Source organism: Bradyrhizobium oligotrophicum S58 (assembly GCF_000344805.1).
Taxonomy (GTDB): domain Bacteria; phylum Pseudomonadota; class Alphaproteobacteria; order Rhizobiales; family Xanthobacteraceae; genus Bradyrhizobium; species Bradyrhizobium oligotrophicum.
In genome coordinates, this window is sequence record NC_020453.1 from 1,745,096 (window position 1) to 1,769,370 (window position 24,275).

At 66.6% G+C, this 24,275-nt stretch carries 21 protein-coding genes; 10 read left to right on the top strand and 11 right to left on the bottom strand.

Annotated elements, in window-relative coordinates:
• Positions 1–30 precede the first annotated feature (30 nt).
• The 4 genes from S58_RS07395 to S58_RS07410 all read left to right on the top strand — a co-directional run bounded on the left by S58_RS07395 (position 31) and on the right by S58_RS07410 (position 5,105).
• Entirely contained in the window at positions 31–1,050 is a 1,020-nt protein-coding gene (locus S58_RS07395; protein ID WP_015664644.1) for a helix-turn-helix domain-containing protein, read from the top strand.
• Positions 1,051–1,197: 147 nt separating this feature from the next.
• A complete protein-coding gene (adh, locus tag S58_RS07400) occupies positions 1,198–2,715 on the top strand; it encodes an aldehyde dehydrogenase (protein ID WP_015664645.1) in 1,518 nt (505 codons plus the stop codon).
• A 580-nt stretch (positions 2,716–3,295) separates the two neighbouring features.
• Complete coding sequence (locus S58_RS07405; RefSeq protein WP_015664646.1) at positions 3,296–3,817, top strand: PAS domain-containing protein; 522 nt, start codon at positions 3,296–3,298, stop codon at positions 3,815–3,817.
• On the top strand, positions 3,792–5,105 hold the full coding sequence (locus tag S58_RS07410; protein ID WP_015664647.1) for a methyl-accepting chemotaxis protein: 1,314 nt from the start codon (positions 3,792–3,794) through the stop codon (positions 5,103–5,105). The genes S58_RS07405 and S58_RS07410 overlap by 26 nt, the downstream gene beginning before the upstream one ends.
• Before the next feature lie 66 nt (positions 5,106–5,171).
• Here S58_RS07410 and S58_RS07415 read toward each other — a convergent pair whose 3' ends face one another.
• The 7 genes from S58_RS07415 to S58_RS07440 form a co-directional block, all read right to left on the bottom strand.
• Complete coding sequence (locus S58_RS07415; protein WP_015664648.1) at positions 5,172–5,510, bottom strand: Rieske 2Fe-2S domain-containing protein; 339 nt, start codon at positions 5,508–5,510, stop codon at positions 5,172–5,174.
• A gap of 118 nt (positions 5,511–5,628) precedes the next feature.
• Positions 5,629–5,760, bottom strand: a complete 132-nt coding sequence (locus S58_RS39295; RefSeq protein WP_015664649.1) for a hypothetical protein — start codon at positions 5,758–5,760, stop codon at positions 5,629–5,631.
• 161 nt (positions 5,761–5,921) lie between these two features.
• Entirely contained in the window at positions 5,922–6,869 is a 948-nt protein-coding gene (locus S58_RS07420) for an ABC transporter substrate-binding protein (RefSeq protein ID WP_015664650.1), read from the bottom strand.
• A gap of 116 nt (positions 6,870–6,985) precedes the next feature.
• Complete coding sequence (locus S58_RS07425) at positions 6,986–8,026, bottom strand: ABC transporter permease subunit (protein ID WP_015664651.1); 1,041 nt, start codon at positions 8,024–8,026, stop codon at positions 6,986–6,988.
• Entirely contained in the window at positions 8,019–9,542 is a 1,524-nt protein-coding gene (locus S58_RS07430; RefSeq protein ID WP_015664652.1) for a sugar ABC transporter ATP-binding protein, read from the bottom strand. The genes S58_RS07425 and S58_RS07430 overlap by 8 nt, the downstream gene beginning before the upstream one ends.
• Positions 9,543–9,697: 155 nt before the next feature.
• Complete coding sequence (gene xylB / locus S58_RS07435) at positions 9,698–11,140, bottom strand: xylulokinase (protein ID WP_015664653.1); 1,443 nt, start codon at positions 11,138–11,140, stop codon at positions 9,698–9,700.
• A 212-nt stretch (positions 11,141–11,352) separates the two neighbouring features.
• On the bottom strand, positions 11,353–11,802 hold the full coding sequence (locus tag S58_RS07440) for an RICIN domain-containing protein (protein ID WP_015664654.1): 450 nt from the start codon (positions 11,800–11,802) through the stop codon (positions 11,353–11,355).
• Between the two features lie 326 nt (positions 11,803–12,128).
• On the opposite strand from S58_RS07440, the gene S58_RS07445 reads away from it, so the two are divergent.
• The 3 genes from S58_RS07445 (at position 12,129) to S58_RS07455 (ending at position 16,009) form a co-directional block, all read left to right on the top strand.
• Positions 12,129–12,941, top strand: coding sequence for an SDR family oxidoreductase (locus S58_RS07445; RefSeq protein WP_015664655.1), 813 nt, complete (start codon positions 12,129–12,131; stop codon positions 12,939–12,941).
• A 105-nt stretch (positions 12,942–13,046) separates the two neighbouring features.
• A complete protein-coding gene (locus S58_RS07450) occupies positions 13,047–14,381 on the top strand; it encodes an acyclic terpene utilization AtuA family protein (RefSeq protein ID WP_015664656.1) in 1,335 nt (444 codons plus the stop codon).
• A 77-nt stretch (positions 14,382–14,458) separates the two neighbouring features.
• Positions 14,459–16,009, top strand: coding sequence for a GMC family oxidoreductase (locus tag S58_RS07455; RefSeq protein WP_015664657.1), 1,551 nt, complete (start codon positions 14,459–14,461; stop codon positions 16,007–16,009).
• Between the two features lie 3 nt (positions 16,010–16,012).
• Here S58_RS07455 and ggt read toward each other — a convergent pair whose 3' ends face one another.
• Positions 16,013–17,692: a gamma-glutamyltransferase gene (ggt, locus tag S58_RS07460; RefSeq protein ID WP_015664658.1), complete on the bottom strand. Its 1,680-nt coding sequence runs from the start codon at positions 17,690–17,692 to the stop codon at positions 16,013–16,015.
• A gap of 221 nt (positions 17,693–17,913) precedes the next feature.
• Between ggt and S58_RS07465 the strand changes: the two genes are divergently transcribed.
• Complete coding sequence (locus S58_RS07465; protein WP_015664659.1) at positions 17,914–19,407, top strand: amidohydrolase family protein; 1,494 nt, start codon at positions 17,914–17,916, stop codon at positions 19,405–19,407.
• Positions 19,404–20,333, top strand: a complete 930-nt coding sequence (locus tag S58_RS07470) for a CobW family GTP-binding protein (protein WP_015664660.1) — start codon at positions 19,404–19,406, stop codon at positions 20,331–20,333. Before S58_RS07465 ends, S58_RS07470 begins: the two co-directional genes overlap by 4 nt.
• A gap of 11 nt (positions 20,334–20,344) precedes the next feature.
• Here the strand turns inward: S58_RS07470 and S58_RS07475 are convergent, their stop codons facing one another.
• From S58_RS07475 to S58_RS37350, 3 genes are all read right to left on the bottom strand, one after another.
• Entirely contained in the window at positions 20,345–21,499 is a 1,155-nt protein-coding gene (locus S58_RS07475; RefSeq protein WP_042340613.1) for a GGDEF domain-containing protein, read from the bottom strand.
• Between the two features lie 89 nt (positions 21,500–21,588).
• Entirely contained in the window at positions 21,589–22,707 is a 1,119-nt protein-coding gene (locus S58_RS07480; protein ID WP_015664662.1) for a J domain-containing protein, read from the bottom strand.
• Entirely contained in the window at positions 22,704–22,961 is a 258-nt protein-coding gene (locus tag S58_RS37350; protein WP_144058270.1) for a hypothetical protein, read from the bottom strand. The genes S58_RS07480 and S58_RS37350 overlap by 4 nt, the downstream gene beginning before the upstream one ends.
• Before the next feature lie 247 nt (positions 22,962–23,208).
• On the opposite strand from S58_RS37350, the gene S58_RS07485 reads away from it, so the two are divergent.
• A complete protein-coding gene (locus tag S58_RS07485; protein ID WP_042338927.1) occupies positions 23,209–24,084 on the top strand; it encodes a dihydrodipicolinate synthase family protein in 876 nt (291 codons plus the stop codon).
• Positions 24,085–24,275 lie beyond the last annotated feature (191 nt).

Consider the following 24,275-nt stretch of genomic DNA (forward strand, 5'->3'; position numbering starts at 1 on the left):
AACCGCGGCAGGAAAGCCGGGAGGAGGGAGATGGGGCGTTCGCCCGGGAATGCGCATTCGGATCGCGTCCTCGACGCCCTCACCAAGGGCGATGCAAAGTCCGATGACCGGCCTGCGAGCAGCGCTGACGGCAAATCAGACAAGGGCACGCCGGCGATCTCGGCGCTGGCGGCATCATGGCGCCGCTCCGGCCATCTCCATGCGCTCGATCCCGCCACGCCGAAGCTTCCGGCCCGCCTGACGGCGGCCGAAATCGCGGACGCGCGCGTCCGGCTCGGGCGGCTGCTCGCGATCGCGCAGGCGAGCCTCGACCGGCTGTTCCTGGCGGTTGGCGGCGTCGGCTGTTCGGTGCTGCTCGCGGACGCCAGTGGCACCGTGGTCGAACGCCGCGGCGCCCGCGGCGACGATGCCACGTTCGAATCCTGGGGGCTGTGGACCGGCGCGGTGTGGAGCGAGCGGCACGAGGGCACCAACGCCATCGGCACCTGCCTGGTCGAGAAGCGGCCGCTGACGATCGACCGCGATCAGCATTATCTCGCCCGGAACGCCCGGCTGTTCTGCACGACGGCGCCGATCTTCGACGAGCACGGCCAGCTCAGGGCTGCGCTCGACGTCTCCTCCTGCCGGACCGATCTCACCGAAGGCTTCGGCCGTCTGATCGCGACCACGGTAGCGGACGCCGCGCGGCTGATCGAGGCCGAGAATTTCCGTCAGGCTTTTTCACATGCCCGCATCGTGCTGACGCCGGACAGCGAGCGCGAGGTCAACTCGCTGATCGCGGTCGACCGCAACGACCTCGTCATCGGCGCCACACGCGCGGCGCGCCGCGTGCTCAACCTGTCTCCGTCCGCGCTGGCGCGCCCGGTTCCGGCCGGCGACCTCATCAGGGATGCGAGCACCGAAGGCGACGACATCGACGCGGCCGAACGCGCCGTGCTGAAGCGCGCGCTCGCGCGCGCCGACGGCAACGTGTCCAAGGCCGCCAAGGAGCTCGACATGTCGCGCGCCACCTTGCATCGAAAGATGAAGCGGCTCGGGTTCGAGCGGTGAGCGCAGGCCGATCACCAATCCGCAGCCAATCTGTCGCAGAACTGCGACACTTCCGCAGACAGGGTGATCTGGGCCTCTGGTCTCCAGAGCAGGTTTGACCGAGCCTCTCCTCAACGCCGTGTGCATCGGCGTGAATGGGAGAGACAGATGACCAAGGTTGACGTCAATGCGGCGCTCAAGCCGCCGTTCGCTGCGCGTTACGACAACTTCATCGGCGGCGCCTGGAAGGCCCCCAACGCCGGCAAGTATTTCGACAACATCTCGCCGATCACCGGGCAGCCGGTGTGTCAGATCGCGCGCTCCGATGCGTCCGACATCGAGGGCGCGCTCGACGCCGCGCATGCCGCCAAGGACGGCTGGGCCCGCACCAGCGTGACCGAGCGCGCGATGGTTCTCAACCGGATCGCCGACCGCATGGAGGCCAATCTCGACAAGCTCGCGCTCGCCGAGACCTGGGACAATGGCAAGCCGATCCGCGAGACCACCGCGGCCGACATCCCGCTCGCCATTGATCACTTCCGTTATTTTGCCGGCGTGATCCGCGCCCAGGAAGGCTCGATCGCGGAGATCGACCACGACACCATCGCCTATCACTTCCACGAGCCGCTCGGCGTCGTCGGCCAGATCATTCCCTGGAATTTCCCGATCCTGATGGCGGCCTGGAAGCTCGCGCCCGCGCTCGCCGCCGGCAATTGCGTCGTGCTCAAGCCGGCCGAGCAGACGCCGGCCTCGATCCTGGTGCTGATGGAGATCGTCGGCGACCTGCTGCCGCCGGGCGTGCTCAACGTCGTCAACGGCTTCGGGCTCGAGGCCGGCAAGCCGCTGGCATCGTCCAACCGCATCGCCAAGATCGCCTTCACCGGTGAGACTTCGACCGGCCGGCTGATCATGCAATATGCCTCGCAGAACCTGATCCCGGTGACCCTCGAGCTCGGCGGCAAGTCGCCGAACATCTTCTTCAAGGACGTCTGCGCCGAGGACGACGACTTCCTCGACAAGGCGATCGAAGGCTTCGTGATGTTCGCGCTCAACCAGGGCGAGGTCTGCACCTGCCCGAGCCGCGCGCTCATTCACGAATCGATCTATGAGCAGTTCATGGAGCGCGCCCTCCAGCGCGTCGGCGCGATCGTGCAGGGCAGCCCGCTCGATCCGGCAACGATGATCGGCGCGCAGGCGTCCTCGGAGCAGATGTCCAAGATCCTGTCCTACATCGACATCGGCAAGAACGAGGGCGCGCAACTCCTGATCGGCGGTGAGCGCAACGTGCTCGGCGGCGACCTCGCCGGCGGCTACTACGTCAAGCCGACGGTGTTCAAGGGACACAACAAGATGCGCGTGTTCCAGGAGGAGATCTTCGGGCCTGTCGTGTCGGTCACGACCTTCAAGACCGAGGACGAGGCGCTGGCGATCGCCAACGACACGCTCTACGGCCTCGGCGCCGGCGTGTGGAGCCGCGACGCCAACACCTGCTACCGCTTCGGCCGCCATATCCAGGCCGGGCGCGTCTGGACCAACTGCTATCACGCGTATCCGGCGCATGCGGCGTTCGGCGGCTACAAGCAGTCCGGAGTCGGTCGTGAGACCCACAAGGTGATGCTCGACCACTACCAGCAGACCAAGAACATGCTGGTCAGCTACAGCCCGAAGAAGCTCGGCTTCTTCTGAGGCAGGGGCGCCGGGCCGGTCGGGCATGAGCGCCCCGACCGGCCCGTGCGTCGGCCAGACGCTGCGCGTCATCACGCGCGTACCTTTGGCCCTTGCGCCACGTGTTCCGACAATACCACGGCCGTCCGACGTCCGGTCACGCTGCCGGCGCCGTTGGCGAACATTCGGCCCGCATCCCCTCACGTCGCCCGGGCCGCGAGCGTCGTTGACCTCCGTTGACGATGGGGAAGGCGGCTTCCGGGCCGAAACGGTCCGGCTTGGCTGAGGCCGCCGCACCGGGTGCCCCAAGCCGCTCCGGCTTCATCGCCGGCCGTCGAGCGTCCCGCCCTGCCGCGGACGATCTCTGTAGTTTGGCGGACCTCCCGGTTAACGCGATGTTTGAGAGTTAACGTCAGATTGAGGCGGGGGAGGCGGAGAGCCTTTTCCTGGCCGACGAAAGCCGGCCGATGGGGACCCGGCGATACCCGGCCGCATGCCGGGGCGGCGCCGGTTGTGCCAGCGCGTCGACCGGACCGGCCGTACAGGGCGGGCCATCCGGTCTGTCCGTCCTGCATTGGGATGACCGCAAGGAGGACCAGCCATGGCCCATGTTGTGAAACCGACCGGCATCGAGCACATGCTCGGCGAGGAAGACCTGATCGTCTCGAAGACCGACCGCAAGGGACGCATCACCTATGCCAACGACGTCTTCATCCGCATGGCCAGGTATAGCTATGACGAGCTCCTGGGAGCGCCCCACAGCCTGATCCGCCATCCCGAGATGCCGCGCTGCGTCTTCAAGCTGCTGTGGGACACGCTGGAGGCCAGGCGCGAGATCTTCGCCTATGTCGTCAACCTGGCCAAGGACGGTAGCCATTATTGGGTGCTTGCCCATGTGACGCCGACGCTGGACGACCAAGGCAATATCATCGGCTACCACTCCAACCGCCGCAGGCCCGAGCGTGCTCCGATCGAGCGCCTCAAGCCGATCTACAAGACGCTGTGCGCCGAAGAGGCGTGCCACGCCAATGCCAAGGACGGCCTGCGGGCAAGTTTTGACTTGATGGTCGGGGTGATCAAACAACAAGGCGTTGAATATGATGAGTTCGTCCTCTCTCTCTAAGACGCAGATCGCGATCGCGGCCGCTGCGCTGCTGGCGCTCGGCGAGCTTGCCTGGCTCGTCGTCGCCGGCGCAACCCCACTCGCCGGAGGCGTGGCGCTGCTCATCGCGGTCGCGCTGCTGCTCGGTTTTTCCCTGTGGCAGTTGCGGGTGGCGGCTGCCGTGATCGCGGAGGCGGCCAAGGTCTGTCACAGTGCGGCCAAAGGCAATCTCGAGCCGCGGGTGCTGAGCCGGCGCCAGCACGGCGACATCGGCCTGTTGCAGAAATCGATCAACGACATGCTCGACATCACCGACGCCTTCGTGCGCGAGGCGTCGGCGTCGATGGACTATGCCAGCCGAGGCAAGCATTTCCGCAAGATCATGGCGCGAGGCCTGCCTGGCGCATTCCGCCGTTCGGCGGCGATCATCAACCAGGGCACCGACAGCCTCGGCCGCCGGGTGGTCGAGATTGCGGGTCTGGCACGGCAGTTCGGCTCGCAGCTCGATCAGATCGTCGTCAGCCTCGTCGGTGCAGCGGGGGATCTCGAGTCCGATGCCGGCCACGTCGCCACGGCCGCGACGGAAACCAGCCGCCAGACCGAGGATGTGATCGCCGCCTCTGGGCGCGCGTCGTCCAATGTTCAGACGGCGGCGGGCGCAGCTGATCAGCTCGCGTCCTCGATCGCCGAAATCGGCCGGCAGGTCTCACGCTCCACCGAAAGCGCCGGGCGTGCGGTCAGTGAGGCCAATCGTGCCGGCGGCGAGATCCGCGAACTCGCCGATGCCGCGGTCCGGATCGGCGACGTGATCAAGCTGATCAGCGAGATCGCCGAACAGACCAATCTGCTGGCGCTGAATGCGTCGATCGAGGCGGCGCGGGCCGGCGATGCCGGGCGCGGTTTTTCCGTCGTCGCGGCCGAGGTCAAGAGTCTTGCCGATCAGACCGCAAAGGCGACCGAAGAGATCAGCGCCAAGGTCAGCGAGATGCAGCACTCGACCTCCACGTCGGTTGCGGCGGTCGAGGCGATCGCGCGAACGATTGCCGAGATCGACGAGATCGCTTCCACCATCTCGGCCGCGGTCGAGCAGCAGGGGGCGGCGACGAAAAACATCGCGCACAACGTTCAGGAAGCCTCGTCCGGCACGGCGCGGGTCGCGTCCAACGTCGCCGCGATCAGCAGCGCTGCCGCCGACACCGGCCGGATCGCGTCGCGGGTCAACAATGCCTCCGAGCGGGTCCATGGCCAGGTCGAGACGCTGCGTCGCGAGGTCGACCAGTTCATGAACCGGCTGATGGCGACGGGATAGCCGGCGCAGCATGCGGCCAGGTGCCTGCTGTGCGACCGTCGGGCACCCACGGCTGGTCTGGCGCGATCAACTGGCGGCGCGCGCCGGCTTCACCGGCCCGACATCGACCTGGATCTCGCCGCTTTCGATCTGCAGCGGGTAGGCGTGCAGCGCGTTGCGGACGAGATGGGTGACGCACTTGCCGTTCACGCCGTCGAAGCCCCATTGATGGTGCGGGCAGGTGATCGTCTTGCCGTCGAACACAGCCTCGGTCAGCGGCACGTCGGCATGCGGGCAGCGGCCACGCCAGGCTGTCAGTTCGCCGCCTCGGGGCCAGAGCAGGAGAACGCTCTTCTTGCCGACCTGGTACAGGCCCATGCCGCCTTCGGTCATGGCGCTTGTCGGACAGACTGCGGTGAAAGCCATCGGATCGCCTGCTGATTGATGTCGTCAGGCAGGCTCACGCAAGTTCCGGACCAGCGGAAAGCAGCAACAAGCAGCGGGTCGTTGTCGCAAACGCGACATGGCGGTGGGTGGCGTGGTCCTAGTTGCGGCCGAGCGCGGCGACGAATTCCGCCTGGGGAATGAACAGGCCCTGGGCGCGCACCAGTGCCTCGAACTCCTTGTCGTCGCGATTGGCCAGGATCAGTTCGAAGAACTCGTCGAAGATCAGCACCAGGGCAGGTTCGTCTTTCCGGCCTCGATGTCGTCGGCGAAATTGATGACGCTTGCGCCGTTCAGAACCGGATAGCCGCGTCCGGCGTTTCGGTCCAAGAAGAACGCCGCCCGTGAGGGCGGCGTTGCCGGGAAGATTTGGGAGAAGCGAAGCGGCCGCGCCTATTCCTTCCGCTCGGAGGTCCAGCCCTTGTACTCGCCGACATTGTCGCGCGTGATCAGCTTGGAGGGCAGCAGCTCGACGGTGGAGGCCGGCTTCTGGCCGTTGAGGATGTTGACGCCGATCTGCACGGCGCGGCGCGCCATGAAGAACGGATCCTGCGAGGCCGAGGCTTGGATCTGCTGCGAGGCCGGATCCTTCAACGCGGCTTCGATATCGGGCGCGCCGTCGACCGCGGTGATGACGATGCCGGTGCGCTGCTGCTGGCGTGCGGCGAGATCAGTGCCGATCGCCTGGGGATCGTTGATCGCGAAGATCGCGTCGATCTTGGGGAAGCGCGTCAGATAGCCCTGGGTCACCGTGAGGCCGCCCTCGCGCGAGCCCTTGGCGTCCTGATCGCTCGACAGCACCTTGATGCCGGGAGCCTTGGCGAACACGCTCTTGCAGCCGTTGACGCGGTCGATCACCGCAGACACCTGCGGCCCGTTCTCGATGATGACGTCGCCTTTGCCGCCGAGCTTGTCGACGATGTACTGGCAGGAAATCTCGCCCGCCTGCACGTTGTTGGTCGTCACCGTGGCGTCGGCGCCTTCGGCTGCGGTATCGACCGCGACGACGAGGATGCCGGCTGCCTGGGCCTTCTTGATCGCCGGGCCGATAGCCTTCGGGTCACCCGGGTTGAGCAGGATCATGTCGACGCCCGCGGCGATGAAGTTGTCGATCTGCGTCACCTGCTTGCCGAGGTCGTATTCGAAGCCGACCGCGGTGATCTTGACGTTCGGGTTGGTCTTCTTGGCTTCGAACTCCGCGCCCTTCGACAATGCGACGAAGAACGGGTTGCCGAGCGAGCCGAGCGACACGCCGATCGATTTCAGCTCCTTGGCCGATGACGGCGCAGAGCTCATGACAAGCGCCAGCGCGGCACCGGCAAACAAAACCGACTTCAACATTGGTTTCCTCCCTGGTCCTTCCTGTTCGTACTTCTTCATCGTCTCGGCACGGCGGACCAGCGGCCGTGGAAGAATGCGTTGCGGCGAAGCGCCGATGGCGCCCGCCGATGGATTTGTCAGGTGCGGGCCGAGCCCTGCAGCCGGTAGCGGTCGAGCGCGACGGCGCCGATGATGACGAGGCCCTTGATGACGTATTGCCAGATGTCGGACACGCCCACCAATATGAGCCCGTTCGACAACACCGCGATGATGAGCGCGCCGACCAAGGTGCCCCAGATCGAGCCGATGCCGCCGACGAACGAGGTGCCGCCGAGAATGACGGCGGTGATCGCGTCGAGCTCGTAGGACTGGCCAAGCTGGAGGCCGTTGGCGGCATAGAGCCGCGCCGCCTGCATGCCGCCGCCGAGGCCGGCGAGCAGGCCGGACATGCCGTAGACGAAGATCAGCACCGCCCAGACCTTGATGCCGGCGAGCCGCGCCGCGCTCTCATTGCCGCCGACCGCGTAGATGTGCACGCCGAGCACCGTGCGGCGCAGGATCAGCCAGGAGCCGAGGATCACGAGCAGCGCGATCACCGACAGCCAGGGGATCGAGACGACACCCGGAATGATCGTCAGCGAGGCATTGCCGATGAACGCATAAGGGATCGACGGATTGAACACGGTGGTGTCGCCGCCCATCAGCCGGGCGAGGCCGCGCACGGCGGTGAGCGAGCCCAAGGTGACGATGAAGGGCGGCAGGCGTAGCAACGCGATCAGCGCGCCGTTGACGACGCCGAAGACGAGGCCCGTGAGCACCGCGGCGGGCAGCCACAGCGCGCCGAGCTCAGGCATCTTCGACAGCGTCAGGCCGGCCATCGCAGCCGCAGCGAGGATCGAGCCGACCGAGAGGTCGATGCCGCCGGTCAGGATGACGAAGGTCATGCCGGCGGCGAGCACGGTGTTGACCGCGGCCTGCTGCAGCACGATGCCGAGATTCTGTCCGGTGAAGAAGCGGCCGTCGGCCAGAAAGTGAAAGCCGAGGCACAGGATCAGCAGCACCGGCAGCATCCCCGCGGCCCGGATCATCGTCCGGACGCGCTGCGGCTTGTTGCCGGAGGCGGCCGGCACGCCGGGCGCGGTGGCGACCTTGGCTTGAGCTTGGCTGTTGTCAGGCATCGACGTGCTCCATCCCGGTGGCCAGCGCCATGATGTCTTCCTGGGTGATCGGTGATGCCGCGCTCTGCTGCAGCTCGCCTGCGAGATGGCCGGAGCGCATCACCAGCACGCGGTCGCAGATGCCGAGGATCTCCGGCAGGTCCGAGGAGATCACGAGGATCGCGGTGCCGGATTTGGCGAGATTGTCGATGATCGAATAGATCTCCGACTTGGCGCCGACATCGACGCCGCGGGTCGGCTCGTCCAGGATCAGGACCTTCGGCGCGATCGCGAGCAGGCGCGACAGCAACACCTTCTGCTGGTTGCCGCCCGACAGCCCGCCGACGGTGACGCCCGGATTGGGCGCGCGGATGCCGAGCGCGGCGAACGCCTCGTCGGCCCGCGTCCGTCCCTTGTCGCGGTCGAGGATGCCGCCGAGCCGCGCGTCGCGTCCGATCACCGCAAGGTTGATGTTGTCGGCGCAGGACATGTCGAGGAACAGGCCGAGCGCCTTGCGGTCTTCGGTCAGATAGGCGATGCCGGCATCGAGCGCATCGCGCGGGGTTTCGATGCTGACGCGTTTGCCGTCGAGCTCGATGTGTCCCGTCGTCTTTGCCGTCGCCCCGATGATCAGATGTGCGAGCTCGGTACGCCCTGCGCCGATCAGCCCGGCGAGACCGACCACCTCGCCGGCGTGAACGGTGAGCGAACAGTTCTTGACGCGGTGGCCGTCGCCGAGATCGACGGCTGACAGCACGGCGCGGTCGCGCTTGGCATGCGGGTCGTGGTCCTTCTTGTAGAACGACGACACGTCGCGGCCGACCATCATGCGCACGATGCTGTCGGCGCGGATCTCCGGCTTGTCGAGCGCGCCGACCAGCCTTCCGTCGCGCAGCACGGTGACGCGGTCGCCGAGTGCATAGACCTCGTCCATCCGGTGCGAGATGTAGATGATGGCGAGCCCTTCGGCGCGCAGCTGGCGGATCAGCGCGAACAGCTTCTCGCTCTCGCCGGCGGAGAGCGAGGTGGTCGGCTCGTCCATGATCAGGATCTTGGAGCGCGCATGCAGCGCGCGGGCGATCTCGACCAGCTGGCGCTGGCCCATCGATAGTTCCGCGACCAGGGTCGACGGCGTGAAGTCCGCGCCGAGCCGGTCCAGGATCGGCCCCACGCCCTCGCGCATCGTGCCGCGTGCCAGCAGCCCCGATTGCGACAGCTCACGCCCGAGATAGATGTTTTCGGCAACCGTCAGGTTCGGCGCCAGCGACAACTCCTGGTAGATGATCGAGATGCCGGCGTTTCGGCCGCCCATCGGTCCTTCGATGCGGGCCACCTTGCCCTCGATGCGGATCTCACCGCCGGGATCGAACCGATAGGCGCCGGAGAGGATCTTCATCAGAGTAGACTTGCCGGCACCGTTTTCGCCCATCAACGCATGGACTTCGCCGGCATGAACGGTCAGGTCGACCTTCTGCAGGGCCTTGATGCCGAAGAAGGACTTCGACACCCCGCGCATCTCGAGGATCGGACCGCTCATCGTGCCTCCCAATGCACGTCCTCTTGTCACCCGCAGCTCGTTGATGTCAGGCGCGGGGTACTCATTAAACTAGAGGCTGTCGCCGAATACAATATGGAAGAGACGCAGCCGCAACACGTCGACGCGACCGTCGGCCGCAAAGACAGCAGATCCGATTATCGCGGACGATAGAGCTGACGCCAGCGTGGCTGCCGCTCGGCATAGGCGGCCGCGAGCGCCGCGTCCGGAAGGAACGTCGCCGTGCGTGCCGGCGCCGTGCAGACGCTGGCAACCGCCTCGCCGGTGACGGCGAGCCGCGCCAGCCGCGCTGCGCCGAACGCGGCGCCGGTCTCTCCCTCCGCCAGCCGATGGATTGGAATGTTCAGCACATTGGCCAGGATCGCGAGCCAGAGATCGGAGCGCGATCCTCCGCCGATCGCATCCGCTGCCGAGATCACGAGGCCCGTGTCCGTCAGTGCATCGCGGCAATCAGCCAGCGCAAACGCAACGCCTTCGAGCACGGCCTGAACAACGGCGTTGCGATCGGTCGCGTGGCTCAGCCCGTCGAGCAGCCCGCGGGCGTTCGGATCGTCATGCGGGGTGCGTTCGCCGGCCAGATAGGGCAGGAAGCTGACCTGTGACGGCGCCGCCGGCCGCGCGCCGAGCGGCGCCAGCAGCTCGGCCTCGCTCGCCCCGAGCAGCCGGGCGATCCAGGCGAGGCACGACGCTGCCGACAGCATCGCGCCGGCCTGCAGCCACATCGCGGGGATCGCATGACAGAAAGTGTGAACGACGCGGCCCGGATTGGCGGTCACCGCCTCCGTCGGCGTGATCACCGCGCCAGATGTGCCGAGCGTGATGAACGTCGCGCCCGGTTGGATGGCGCCGATGCCGACGGCGCCCGCCGGATTGTCGCCGGCGCCGCCGGCGATGAGCGGCCGCCTGGTCATGCCCCAGCGTTCCGCCAGGTCGTTGCGCAAGCGGCCGGCGGGCGCGCAGCCTTCGACGAGCCGCGGCATCTGCACGCGCGAGAGCCCGGTGGCGGCGAGACCGTCATCCGACCAGTCCCGCCTGGCGACGTCGAGCCACAGCGAGCCGGAAGCGTCGGAGACGTCCTCGATCGCCTCGCCCGAGAGCACGAGCCTGACATACGCCTTCGGCAGCAGAACGAGGCGCGTGGCCGCGAAGATCTCAGGCTCGTGCTCGTTGATCCACACCAGCTTCGGTGCGGCGAAGCCCGGCATGGCCTTGTTGCCGGTGATCCGCCGCAGGGCAGGCCAGCGCTGTTCCAGGACAGCGCATTCGGCCGCCGAGCGGCCGTCGTTCCAGAGAATGCATGGCCGCAGCGGCGTCATGTCGGCGCCGAGCAGCACCGGGCCATGCATCTGGCCGGACAGGCCGATGCCGTCGACCGCGGCCAACGCGCCGGCATGATCGATCTTCAGCGCATCGAGCGTCGCGAACACGGCAGCGATCCATGCGGCGGGGTCCTGCTCCGCCCAGCCCGGCTGCGGCACGTCGATGGTCAAGGCGTGGCTGCGGCTCGCAACGACGCGCTGCGCATCGTCGACGAGAACGGTCTTGACCGCCGAGGTGCCGAGATCGATGCCAAGATACATGAGGGCTTGCTCGACGGTTCGCTGTTTCGCCTGCCGTCATCACTCTATCGTCTCGCGTGCAAAGGATTTCATCGGCGGTGAAAGCGACGGTCGGCGAAGTCCACGGTAACCGGTCGCCGCGTGAAGTCCAGATCTCACGTTGGGTGACGCATGCAGGTGCGGAGGCTGCCGCCTCGTGGCGGAAGCCTCCGATCACCCGTCGAACGATTCGATTACTGGGTTTGCCAGCGTTGCCGGCCGGAACCGTCGTCTTCCTTGATCAGATCGACCTTCGTGCCGTCCGGTGTGCAGCTCAGATAGATGCGGCCATTGTTGACCCCGCCGACCACCAGCACGTTGTGATAGTTGCAGATCGGGGATCCGCTCACGGCAACGAACCGCCAGCGCTGCCGGCCGCTGCCGTCGTCATGCGAGAACAAATCGACCTTCTCGCCGTCAGCCGTGCAGCTCAGGAATGTCTTGCCCGGATCCGTGCCGCCCTGCACCTTGATGTTGTACACCTCGGGAAAGCCGGAGACCGGCACGATGTACCAGCGCTGGCGGCCACTCCCGTCGTCGGTGCTGAACAGGTCGACCTTGCCACCGGATGTGCAGCTCAGCAGCGAGCGGTTCGAGGAAAGACCGCGAAGAACCTGAAAATTGTGAAAACTCTCTTCGGCCATGATGTGCTCCTTCAAATGAACGATTGAAACGCGACGAAGTTAGCGCCCGCAGGCGCTATGATCCGTGAAGCACTTCACAATTATACAATCCAAGGTAGTAAACTGGATTTGAAGCCGACCGCAACTTTTCGTTAACGCATTCTCTGGAGAGCGAACCGGCAATCCGCAAACTTTCCGTGTCGATTTCACTGATCGGGAGCGGTGGAGAGAGGCCGTTCCAGTCTTGCGATCACGGCTTCGTCTCTTCCGCCGTGCTGTTGCCGGCGCGTGCCCGCGTGATAACAGATGTGAACCGTCGCTGAGCGAATTGATCACGGGAGGAACTCATGCAACAGCCATCGCGGCTCGTCGAACACTACGCGCTGGTGACCGGCGCCGCGCAAGGCATCGGCAGGGCCATTGCGGTCCGTTTCGCCGAGGAAGGCGCGCATGTCGCGATCAATTTCGGCGGACCATCTCCGTCGGGGGACGAGACCTTGGCGCTGGTGCAGGCGGCGTCCGCCGCGCATGGCCATGAGCGGCGAGATCACTTCACGGTGAAGGCCGATATCGGCGTCGAGGCCGACATCGCCGACATGTTCAAAACGGTGCTGAAGCGCTGGCCGCGGCTCGACTGCCTCGTCAACAATGCCGGCTTCCAGCGGGAATCGCCGAGCGAGGCGCTCGACGTCGCGGCCTATCGCAGCATCCTCGAGGTCAACCTCAACGGAGCCGTGCTCTGCGCCCAGCATGCGCTCGCGCATTTCGTTGCGCGCGGCGGCGGCAACATCATCAATACGTCGAGCGTGCACCAGATCATCCCGAAGCCGGGCTATCTCGCTTACTCCATCAGCAAGAGCGCAATGGCGGGCCTCACCCGCACATTGGCGCTGGAGTTCGCCGGCCGCGGCATTCGCGTCAACTCGGTCGGCCCCGGCGCGGTCGATACGCCGATCAACGCGGCCTGGACCGACGATCCGGCCAAGCGCGCGGTGGTCGAATCTCACATTCCGATGGGGCGGGTTGCGAGCCCTGACGAGATCGCGGGCGTGTTCGCGTTTCTCGCATCATCCGAGGCGAGCTACATCACCGGGCAGACGATCTATGCGTGCGGCGGCATCACGCTGTTCGGCGAATTCCGTGACAGCTGGGCGAGCTAGCTGCACGATCGGGCTGCTGAAGAACCGGGGCCTTGCATCTTCATTGGCAAGCGAGCGATCGGCCCGCTATCCTCCGCCTCAATCATAGCGAAGGAGGAGCGGCCCATGCGGAGCATCAGGATCGGCGCCGGCGCCGGCTATTCCGGCGATCGGATCGAGCCCGCGATCGAGCTCGCCGAGAAGGGGAGCCTGAACTATCTCGTGTTCGAGTGCCTCGCCGAGCGCACCATCGCGCTGGCGCAGCAGGCCCGCATCAGGGATCCGCATTCCGGCTACGACCCGCTGCTGGCCGCGCGCATGCAGGCGGTGCTGCCGATCTGCCGCGCCAACAAGGTTCGCATCGTCACCAACATGGGCGCCGCCAATCCCGTGGCCGCGGCCGAAGCCACTGGTAGCATCGCGCGCAAGCTTGGACTGAATGGATTGAAGATCGCGGCGGTCACCGGCGACGACGTCTTGGAGCAGCTCAAGTCGGCGGACGCCGCGCTCGATACCGGCGCGACCGTCAAAGGCCTCGGCAACCGCATCGTCTCGGCCAATGCCTATGTCGGCGCGCGCGCGATCGCCGAGGCGCTGGCGGCGGGTGCCGATGTCGTGATCACGGGACGCGCCGCCGATCCGGCGCTGTTCCTTGGACCGCTGATCCATGAATTCGGCTGGGCGATGGATGATTGGGACCTCCTCGGGCAGGGCACCGCGGTCGGTCATCTCCTCGAATGCGCCGGCCAGATCACCGGCGGCTACTTTGCCGATCCCGGAGTCAAGGACGTGCCCGGTCTCGCCCGGCTCGGCTTCCCGATCGGCGAGGTGCGCGAGGATGGTCAGCTGATCGTCACCAAGGTCGCGGGCTCCGGCGGCTATGTCACGCCGGCGACCGTGAAGGAGCAGCTGCTCTACGAGATCCACGATCCCGCACAATATTTTCAGCCGGACGTGGTGGCGGATTTCTCGCAAATCACCGTCGAGGAGCTTGGCCCTGATCGGGTCAGAGTGGCCGGTGGTCGCGGCAAACCCAAGACGGGATTGTTGAAGACCTCGGTCGGCTATCTCGATTCCTATGTCGGCGAAGGCCAGATCTCCTATGCCGGTCCTGGCGCGGTTGCGCGCGGACGCCTGGCGCTCGATATCGTGCGCGAGCGGCTCGCCTCGACGGGCGTCGCGGCCACCGAGCTGCGCTGCGACCTGATCGGGCTCAACGCATTGCATGGCGACGCGCTGGCGCAAGGCGCCGAGCCTTATGAGGTGCGTGTTCGTGTCGCGGGACGGACCGAGACGATGATCGAGGCAATCAGGATCGGAAACGAGGTCGAAACGCTCTACACCAACGGACCGGCGGGCGGCGGTGGCGCGTGGAAGTCGGCGCGCGAGGTGATCGCCGTCGCCTCATGCCTCGTTCCGGAAGACGCGGCGCAGTCCTGCGTTGGCATGCTGGTGGCCTGACGTTTCCAGGGCTTCACGGATCGCATCGGCTGACGCAAGGTGGCGGTCCATGATTGCCTGGGACCAGCGAGAAACTCATGTATGACGTCATCGTGGTTGGCGGCGGCTCGGCCGGAGCGGCCGTTGCTGCGCGCTTGTCCGAACAGCCCGAGAAGCGGGTCTTGCTGCTGGAGGCCGGGGCGGACTGGCGGGCCAACGATGTGCCTTGGGAGATCGCGACGCCCAATCCGATTCCGATCATCCATGATCGCGGGTTCCAGGAAAAATGGCAGTGGCCGCAACTGATGTCGCGCCGGGTGGCGGGACAGGAAATGCGCTTCTACTGGCGCGGCAAGGGGCTCGGCGGCAGCTCGATGATGAACGGCCAGATCGCGATTCGCGGCGTCGCTGATGCGTTCGACGAATGGGCGTCCAACGGCTGCACGGGCTGGTCGGCGCGGGAGATCATGCCGCTATTCTCCGAGATCGAGGACGACATGGCTTTCGGTGATCGGGAGGGACACGGAAGCGGCGGGCCGCTGCCGGTCTATCGCGCGCCGCCCGACACATGGGGCCCGATCGATCGGGCCTTGCGCGATGCGGCGCTGGCGAGCGGCTATCCCTGGTGCGACGATCTCAACGGGGCCGATGGCGAAGGCGTTGCCTGCTATCCCATCAACAGCCGTGATGGCCGCCGCGTCTCCACGAACGAAGGCTATCTGGAGCCCGCGCGCGGACGATCGAACCTGGAGATCCGCGGCCGTGCGCTGGTGGATCGGCTGCTGATCAGCGACGCCAGGGCCACCGGTGTACGCGTCCACTTCGAAGGCGAGGGCGTGGCAGAGATCGCGGCGCGCGAGGTCGTGCTGTGCGCCGGCGCGATTCATAGTCCGGCGATCCTGCTGCGCTCGGGGATCGGTCCTGCAGCGGACTTACAGGCGATGGGACTCGCTGTCGCGCGTGATCTTCCGGTGGGGCGGCACTTCTTCGATCATCCGCTGTTCCGCGCCACGATCCAGCTCCGTGAGGAGCTGCGGCCGACCGATCGCGACACGCGCCATACCAATTGCTGCGTGACCTACACGTCGGGCCTCGCCGATGGCGGCAGGCGCGACATGATCCTGATCGCGTTCAATCACCGCGGCATCGGCGTGCCCGGCGCGATCGGCGCCGGCCTGTTCAACGCCTTCTCGCGCGGCGCGCTCAAACTCGCCTCGCCCGATCCGACCGTGGACCCCATCGTCGAGGAGAACATGCTGGCCGATCCGCGCGACATCGCGCGGATGCGGGACGCGGTGAAGCGGCTGGCGCTGATCACGCTGCAGCCGGCGCTGCGCGACATCGCCGACTGGATACGTCTCGGCGACACGGAATTCACGCTGTCGCAAGCGGCCGCGCTGCCGGATGCGGAGCTCGATGCGCTGCTGCGCCAGGTGACTGGTGACATCCAGCACGCCGCGGGAAGCTGTCGCATGAGCGGCTTCAATGATACTGACGGCGTGGTCAATCCGGACGGCACCGTCAAGGGCATCGCTGGCCTGCGCGTGGCGGACGCCTCGATCATGCCGTCCGATTGCCGCGCCAACACGCACTTCACGACGGTGGTGATCGGCGAGGCGATCGCACGGATGATGCGAACGGTCTCCTGAGTCTCACGCGATCGCGAAGCGCAGGCCGGCACGGGCGCGCCCGCCGGAGATCGCGATCGGCGTGCCGTCGGCGCGCCAGCAGGCCGCGCCGGTCATCGTGCCATCATCACCGAACGCGATCGCGTTCATGCCGCCGGCGACGACCGGCTCGCGTTTGATCATATGGCCGCGCGCGGCGAGCTCGTTCGCAACGCTGTCGGGAAAGGCCGGCTCGAGCTCGAGCACGCCGCCCTGCGTCCACAGCCGCGGCGCTTCGACGGCCTCCTGCAGCGACATGCCGTGGTCGATCAGGTTGACCAGCGCCTGGAACGCCGACGGGAAGATGCGCAGGCCGCCGGGCAGGCCGAGCGCGTAGCGCAAGCGGCCGTCGCGCGTCGCCATCATCGGCGCCATCGAGGTGAACACGCGCTTGCCCGGCTGGATCGACAGCGCGCGGCCGGGGCGCGGATCGAAATTGTACATGTAGTTGTTGGCTGTGATGCCGGTGCCTGGGATCTGCACGCAGGCACCGAACAGGCCGTTGATGGTCTGGGTGGACGCGACGACGTTGCCTTCGGCGTCGGCCACGGTGACATGCGTGGTGTTGGCGGATTCGGTCGCGGACAGTCCTGGAGCAAAGCTCTGTGCCCGGCCCATGTCGATCTGCGCCCGCCGCTCGGCAGCGTAGGCCTTGGATGTCAGCCGCTCGACCGGTACGTCGACGAACGCCGGATCTGCCGTCGCGACGGCGCGATCGGCAAACGCGATCTTCAACGCTTCGGCGAGCAGGTGCGCGCCGTCGGCCGAGCCGAAGCCGAGTGCACCGACATCGAAGCCTTCGAGGATGTTGAGCATCTGCACGATGTGCACGCCGCCGGAGGAGGGCGGCGGCGGGCCGATGATCTCATGGCCGCGATAGAGCCCGCGAATCGGCGCGCGCTCGATCACCTCATAGGCTGCGAGGTCGGCGGCGTCGATCAGGCCGCCATTGTCGGCCATGTAGGCGGCCAGCGCCGCACCAAGCGGCCCGCCATAGAGCGCGCCGGGTCCGTGTTCGGCGATCAGTCGCAGCGATGCCGCGTAGTCGGTCTGCAACACGCGTGTGCCGGCCTTGATCGGCTCGCCGCTGGGCAGGAACATCGCGGCAAGCTGCCGGTCACGCGCCAGGTCGGCAGCGACCAGCCGCACGCAGTCGTTGAGATAGGGGCTCGCGATGAAGCCGTGCTCGGCAAGCCGGATCGCCGGCGCCATCACCTCTGCCAGCGGCAGCCGGCCGTAGCGGGCCAGCGCCTCGCACCACCCCTTGAGCGCGCCCGGCACGGCAACCGCGAGCGCGCCTGCGGCATTGCGACGGCCGCGGGTTTCGCGCGCCAGTGCGATCTCGTCCGAGACCGGGTCGTACATTTCAGGCGTTGCGCGCAGCGGCGCGGTGCTCAGCCCGTCGAGCACGATATGACGGCCGTCGGCAAGGCGGATATGCGACAGGCCGCCGCCGAGAATGCCGACCATCATCGGCTCGACCACGGTCAGTGCGAACAGCGCCGCGATGGCGGCGTCGATCGCATTGCCGTCGCGCATCAGCATCTCGGCGCCGGCGCTCGAAGCAAGCGGATGGTTGGTCACTACCATGCCGCGGGAGCCTGACGCCGGCTGCTTCTCGCAGGTGAAGTCGGCGATGCGCCGGGAGCCGATCGATGACGTCATGGAGAACTCCGGGCTTGCGCGCTGGCGAGCGGTCGATGCCGCACGGCAGCTTCGATCCTGACCGATCCGATGCGCTGAGGAAAGAGGTCGCGGCCCGAACGAACTGATAAGTGTGCGCGCCATGCGTGGCGCGGAGGGCATCGATCTCCGCCGCCTCGTTTTCATCGCCGGCCATCTGTGTTAGGCCTGCGTCAGTTCCAATTTGCGAGCTTGCTGACTGTATGACCCACTACGACCTGATCATTCGCGGCGGCCGCGTGCTCGACCCCGAAACGCAACTCGACGCCGTCGCGGATGTCGCCATCAAGGACGGCGCGATCGCCGCCGTCGGCGATGTCGCAGGCGCTGCGGACAAGATCATCGACGCCAGCGGACTTGCCGTGACGCCTGGCTTCATCGATCTTCACAGCCACGGCCAGTCGCTGCCGGCCGATCGCATGCAGGCCTTCGACGGCGTCACCACGACGCTCGAGCTCGAGGTCGGCGTGCTGCCGGTGGCGCGCTGGTACGATGAGCAGGCGGCGATCGGCCGTGTGCTGAACTACGGCGCCGCCTCGGGCTGGGCCTTCGCCCGCATCGCGACCATGACCACGCAGCAGACCGCCTCCAATATCGGCGGCATGGGCGAGGCCATGCGCGACAAGCGCTGGGTCGAGGAGGTTGCGACGGCCGCAGAGTCAGCCGAGATCGTGGAGCGGGTCCGACAGGGGCTGGACCAGGGCGGCCTCGGCATCGCCTTTCCCAACGCCTATGCGCCCGGCACCGGCGTCAAGGAGCTCTCGGAGCTGTGCAGCCTCGCCGCCCAATACGGCGCGCCGACCTACACGCACATCGCCTACATGTCGAACGTCGATCCGCGCAGTTCGGTCGACGCCTATACGCGGCTGATCGGGCTCGCCGGCTCGACCGGCGCCCACATGCACATCTGCCATTTCAACAGCACCAGCCTGCAGGACGTCGAGCGCTGCGCCGAGCTGGTGCAGACCGCGCAGGCGCAGGGCCTGAAGGTCACCACGGAAGCCTATCCCTACGGCACCGGCTCCACCGTGGTCGGCGCCGACTTCTTCGCCGATCCCGCGTTCTGCCAACGCATGGGCACGGGCTACGACGCGATCGAGATGGTGGCCGAGCGCCATCGTCTCGGCAGCCGCGACGAGCTGCTCGCGCGGCAGCAGGAAGATCCGGGCGCGCTGGTGCTGATTCATTTTCTCGATGTCGCCGTCAACCAGCGCCATCGCGATCTGCTCGATGTCTCCGTGATGTTTCCGGGCGGCGCCATCGCGTCGGACGCGATGCCGTGGATCCTGTCCAACGGCACGGGCTACACCGGCGATGCTTGGCCGCTTCCGGACGATGCGGTGTCGCATCCGCGCTCGTCCGCGACCTTCACGAAGTTTCTGCGTGAATGGGTGATCGAACGCAAGGCGGTCCCGCTGATGGAAGGTCTCGCCAAATGCACCTTGATCCCGGCCCGGATTCTGGAACCATCAACGCCGGCGATGCGACGCAAGGGGCGGCTGCAGGCGGGCTGTGACGCCGACATCGCCGTGCTCGACCTGGCGACACTGCGCAACCGCGCCGACTTCCTCAACATGAACCGGGCGTCCGAAGGCGTCAGGCATCTCCTGGTCAACGGGGATGCCGTGATATCGGACGGTGCGCTGATCCGCGACGTCAGGCCGGGACGGCCGGTGCGCCGGCCCGTGCTGTCATGATCGTTCCCGTCCTGCTCGTCGCCGGCGCGCTCGGTGCCGGCAAGACGACCTTGCTCAATCATCTGCTCGCCCATCCGGACGGGCGTCGCATCGCCGCCGTCGTCAATGATTTCGGCGCCGTCGACATCGATGCGCAGTTGCTCGGCACCGTCACGGAGGAGGTGATCAGCCTGAAGAACGGCTGCATCTGCTGCTCGCTGCAGGGTGACCTCCTGCGCACGCTATCGTCGGTCATCAAGCGCGATCCGGCGCCGGATGCGATTGCGATCGAGACGTCGGGCATCTCGGACCCGGCCGAGATCATCCGCAACCTGATGGACCCCGTCATCTTCAAGGTGGCGCCGCTGGAGACGGTGGTGACGCTGGTCGATCCGCAGCGTCTGCGTGACGACCCGGAGATCGCGCAGGATGCGCTGTGGCGGTCGCAATTGCGCGCCGCCGATTTCGTCCTGCTGACCAAGTCCGATCTGCTCGATCGCGCTACGCTCGATCAGGTCCGCGCCGTCGTCGGCCGCTTCAAGCCGCAATCGGCAATCTTCGAGATTGCGAACGGCATCGTCGCGCCTGACCTGCTGTTCAGCCGCGACATGCCCGTCGCGCGAACGCCGCCGCGCCAGATCCCCGTCACGTCAGAGCCGTTCGCCACCGTCACCTGGACGTCGCAGGCGCCGCTGTCGCTGCCGCGTTTCCAGCAGGTGATCGGCCAGCTCGCGCCGCGCACCCTGCGCATCAAGGGCATCCTGTCGTTCACCGAGCATCCGGGACAGCCGATCCTGTTCCAGTCGGTGGCGACGCGCGGCACCTTGGCGCCTTCGCCCGTGCCGCTGGCCGAGGGCCTCACGGCGCAGCTGGTGCTGATTGGACGCGAGGGAGAGCTCGACGCGGCGGAGGTCGACAAGCTGCTTCGGGGAATCGAAGCGGCGTAGGGCTGCGGCGTTCAGCTCGCCTGGCGCAACGCGGTCGAACCAGCTTCGGCCCAGCTGCAGCGGCCGCCTCCGGCGCGCTTGGCGGCATAGAGCGCATCGTCGACCCGGCGCAGCAACGCATCGATCGTGCTGTCGGTCAGCGGCTGATCGTTGACGAGCAGGCCGGCGCTGGCCCCGATCATCACCGGAATGTCGGACAGCAGAAATGGCGCCGACAAGGCTCGAACCGCTTCCTGCGCGAGGGCGAGGGCCTCGTCGCGCCCTTGCGTGCCGCTCTTCAACGGCTTCAGCAGCATGAACTCGTCGCCGCCGAAACGCGCCGCCAATCCGGTTGGGCCGACGCAGCTCGAGAGGCGGGCTGCGACCTGGCGCAGCAGCTCGTCGCCGGCGTGGTGGCCGTGCCGGTCATTGACCGGCTTGAAGCCGTCGAGATCGATGGCGACGATCGCGACATGGCCGGGAGCGGTCTCCAGCGCGTGGAGAAAGGCGGCGCGGTTGGGCAGGTCGGTCAGGAAATCGTGGCTGGCCCGGCGCGCCAGCGCGTGCTTGGCCTCGAGCCGCTCGATGAAGGCGGTGCTGAGATGACGCGACGCTTCGCGGATCGAGAGCCAGAACAGCACCAGCATGGCGGCGCCGAGCTGATAGGGCAGTTCGGGACGCATCAGGCCACCGATCAATGTCGGCGTGAACAGCAGGGCCGTCGTGGTGAGGACGACCCAGGGGCGGATTGCCGCGCGCGACACCATGCCGACGCAATAGGACATCGACAGGCCAAAGGCGATCCAGGCCCCCGGCGCGTCATCGAGCTGAAACGCGCGGAACGACAGGGCACCCAGCGCGAGCCCGAAGGCCGATGCGCCGGCGGCGTAGACGTTTTCCCAGAGGATCACGTCTCTGTCCGACAGGCGTGCCGAATGTTGCTTGTAGCGCAGCAGACTCACGACGCGGCCGATCGCGTTGACGAAGATCGCGAAGGCGATCGCGATGTAGCCGGCATCGCGATGCAGGACCGCGAGCGCGACCGAGCCGGTGATCGCGGCCGCGTTGATCGACATCACCTGCGGCAGGGACGTGTAGAGGAGATCGACGAGCTCGCGCCGGATCGCCGGGTTGGGGTGGGTAAATCTTGACAGCAGCCCGTGTTCCATGGCGCCAACATGGAACATCATTCCTAACAGTTGATGGCGGAGGTATTTCGCGTGATGAGAGACTCGCGATTACCTTAAATCTTCGTCAACGCGCGAGTGTCGAAGGTCTATGGAGCGCGGCTCGGATCGCTGACTGCATAGATTGGGGTCGCGGTCGACATACGCGCGGGGATCCCCGTCGCCGCGGCGACTTTCGGCGGATCAGCCTTGGGCAGCTCAGCCCTGGCTTCAGTCCTTATTTCAGCCTTGGCCTCGGCCCGAGCGTCGGCCTTGGGGGGCTCGAGCTTCAGCGGCTTGAGCGGCTGGCGTTTTGCCATCGCGTCCAGCACGGCGCGGTTGGCCTTATCCAGCCGCTTGGCGGCGGCGACATCGGCAAAGGCACGATCGAACTTGCGCATCCGATAGAATACGATGCCGCGATCGATATAGGCCTCCTGATAGCGCGGATCGAGCTGGATCGCCGCGTCGAGATCAGTCAGCGCAGCGGCAAGATCGCCATTCTGAAACGAAGCCATGCCGCGATCATGATAGGCCCGGGCCTCGTTCGACGTCGTGCCGCCGGGCAGCACTGCGTCAGAGCCGCACGAACCGGTCGCGCCCTGCGGACACGGCGCATGCTCCTGCTCGGCCGAATAGATCGCGTCGACCTTGCTGACGCGCAGCGGCAGCGGCTCGGCTGACGCCGACGCGTTGGCGCCCGGGGTGCTGCCGGCGGGAGCAGCATTGGCGGTCGCCTCGCTGCCGGCGTTGGATGCCGCCTCGCCGCTTGCCGCCGTGTCCGTCGCAACCAGCGCGCTTTCGATCGGCTTGGCGGGGACCTCGTTCGGCTTGACCTTGTTGGTCGCGACCACGATCGGCTTGAGCGGCGCGACCGAGGCCGACGACATGTGCGTGAAGAGCAGGTAGCCCGTCAGTGCCACGGCGGACGCACCGGCCAGCGCCATCACACCCGATGCGACCTTGTGAACCTTGGCGACGACGGCGAGCTTGGACTCCTGCCGATGCTCGTCCTGCGCGGCGCCGAGCAGCCGGTCATAGGCCGTGCGCTGCTCCTTCTCGCCGAGAATGTCGTTGGCTCGGATGATTTGTCGAAACCGCAACGCGGCGTCTGGATCACCGGGATTGACGTCAGGATGGCTCTCCTTGACCGCTTTGCGGAAGGCGGCGCGGATTTCCTCAGCGTCATCGTCCGGAAGAGCTCCGAGCAAATCGTAAAGCGTCTTCATCGTCGCTCTCGCTGCAGGCTTCCCTCGTCTCCGATCGAAATTCCTACGGCGAATTTACGCTGGAGCACTCGTACTAACTGTTTCCACTTGGCATGATGATCGGTCAATCCGGCGGAAAAGTGACTGAAAATGGCGAAGTTAGCAGCCATTTCTGCCGAGTTCCGAACCATCACGCGCGTCCCTGCCTGTGGTTGTGCTTGCAATTCTTGATTGAATTGCGGCTGTGCGTCGCCTTCGGCAATGACCCGCGCCATGTTGAAGGTAAAGTTTGAAGCCTCGTTTAACGCCGCGCCTCATTCTCATCAGTTCAGGTGATATCCTCTGTCTGGTCGCCATGGTCCGCGCGGCGGTCGCGATTCCGGCAACAGGATGGCGGCCTGGATCTGGTCCGGCCACAATCCGGCCGGCATGCCGGCGCCACCGCCCTGACCGCCGCTCCCCCGGGCCGTGATGGAGGGGGTCTGCTTGCGGAAAAGGCGGTGCGGCCGCTATACCGGCCGCATGACAGATTTTCATGGTGTGTTTCCCTACCTCGCCTCGCCGATCGGCCCGGATGGCACCATCCGGAGTGCCGTGCTGGGACGGCTCTGCGACGACCTGATCCATGCCGGCGTGCACGGCCTGACGCCGCTCGGCTCGACCGGCGAGTTCGCCTATCTCGATCGCGTCCAGCGCATGACGGTGGTGGAAGCGACGATCGACGCCGCCCAGGGCCGCGTTCCCGTGATCGCCGGCGTCGCCTCGACCACCATCGCCGACGCCGTGGCGCAGGCGAAGGCCTATCAGGCGCGCGGCGCCGACGGCATCCTTGCGGTGCTCGAAGCCTACTTCCCGGTCAGCGACGCCGGTGTCGAAGCGTATTTCCGAGCCATTGCCGATGCGGTCGACGTGCCCGTGGTGATCTACACCAATCCGCAGTTTCAGCGTTCTGATTTGTCGCTCGACGTCATCGCACGCCTCGCCGAGCATCCGCGGATCAACTACATCAAGGATGCCTCCACCAACACCGGCCGGCTGCTGTCGATCATCAATCGCTGCGGTGACGCCATCAAGGTGTTCGCGGCGTCCTCGCACATTCCGGCCGCGGTGATGCTGATCGGCGGTCATGGCTGGATGGCCGGGCCCGCCTGCATCATCCCGCGCCAGAGCGTGGAGCTCTACAATCTCTGCCAGGCCGCGTGCTGGGACGATGCGATGCGGCTGCAGACCAGGCTGTGGCGCGTCAACGAAGCCTTCGCGCGTTTCAACCTCGCCGCCTGCATCAAGGCCGGGCTGTCGATCCAAGGCTACGACGTCGGCGACCCCGTGCCGCCGCAGGCCGCGCTGACATCAGAGCAGCGCAAGGTCGTCGAGGACGTGCTGCACAGCCTGGGGTGACCCTCAGACGGCTGCTTTGGCCCCGCTCTCTCCGTCGTCATTCCGGGGCAGCCCGAAGGGCTGAGCCCGGAATCCATACGCCGTGACGCCTCTGTCCGGCAGGTCCGGAGAGATCGAGCTTCCAAACCTCCGTTCGCGGCCATGGATTCCGGGCTCGCGCTTGTGCGCGCCCGGGAATGACGGCAGCGGTT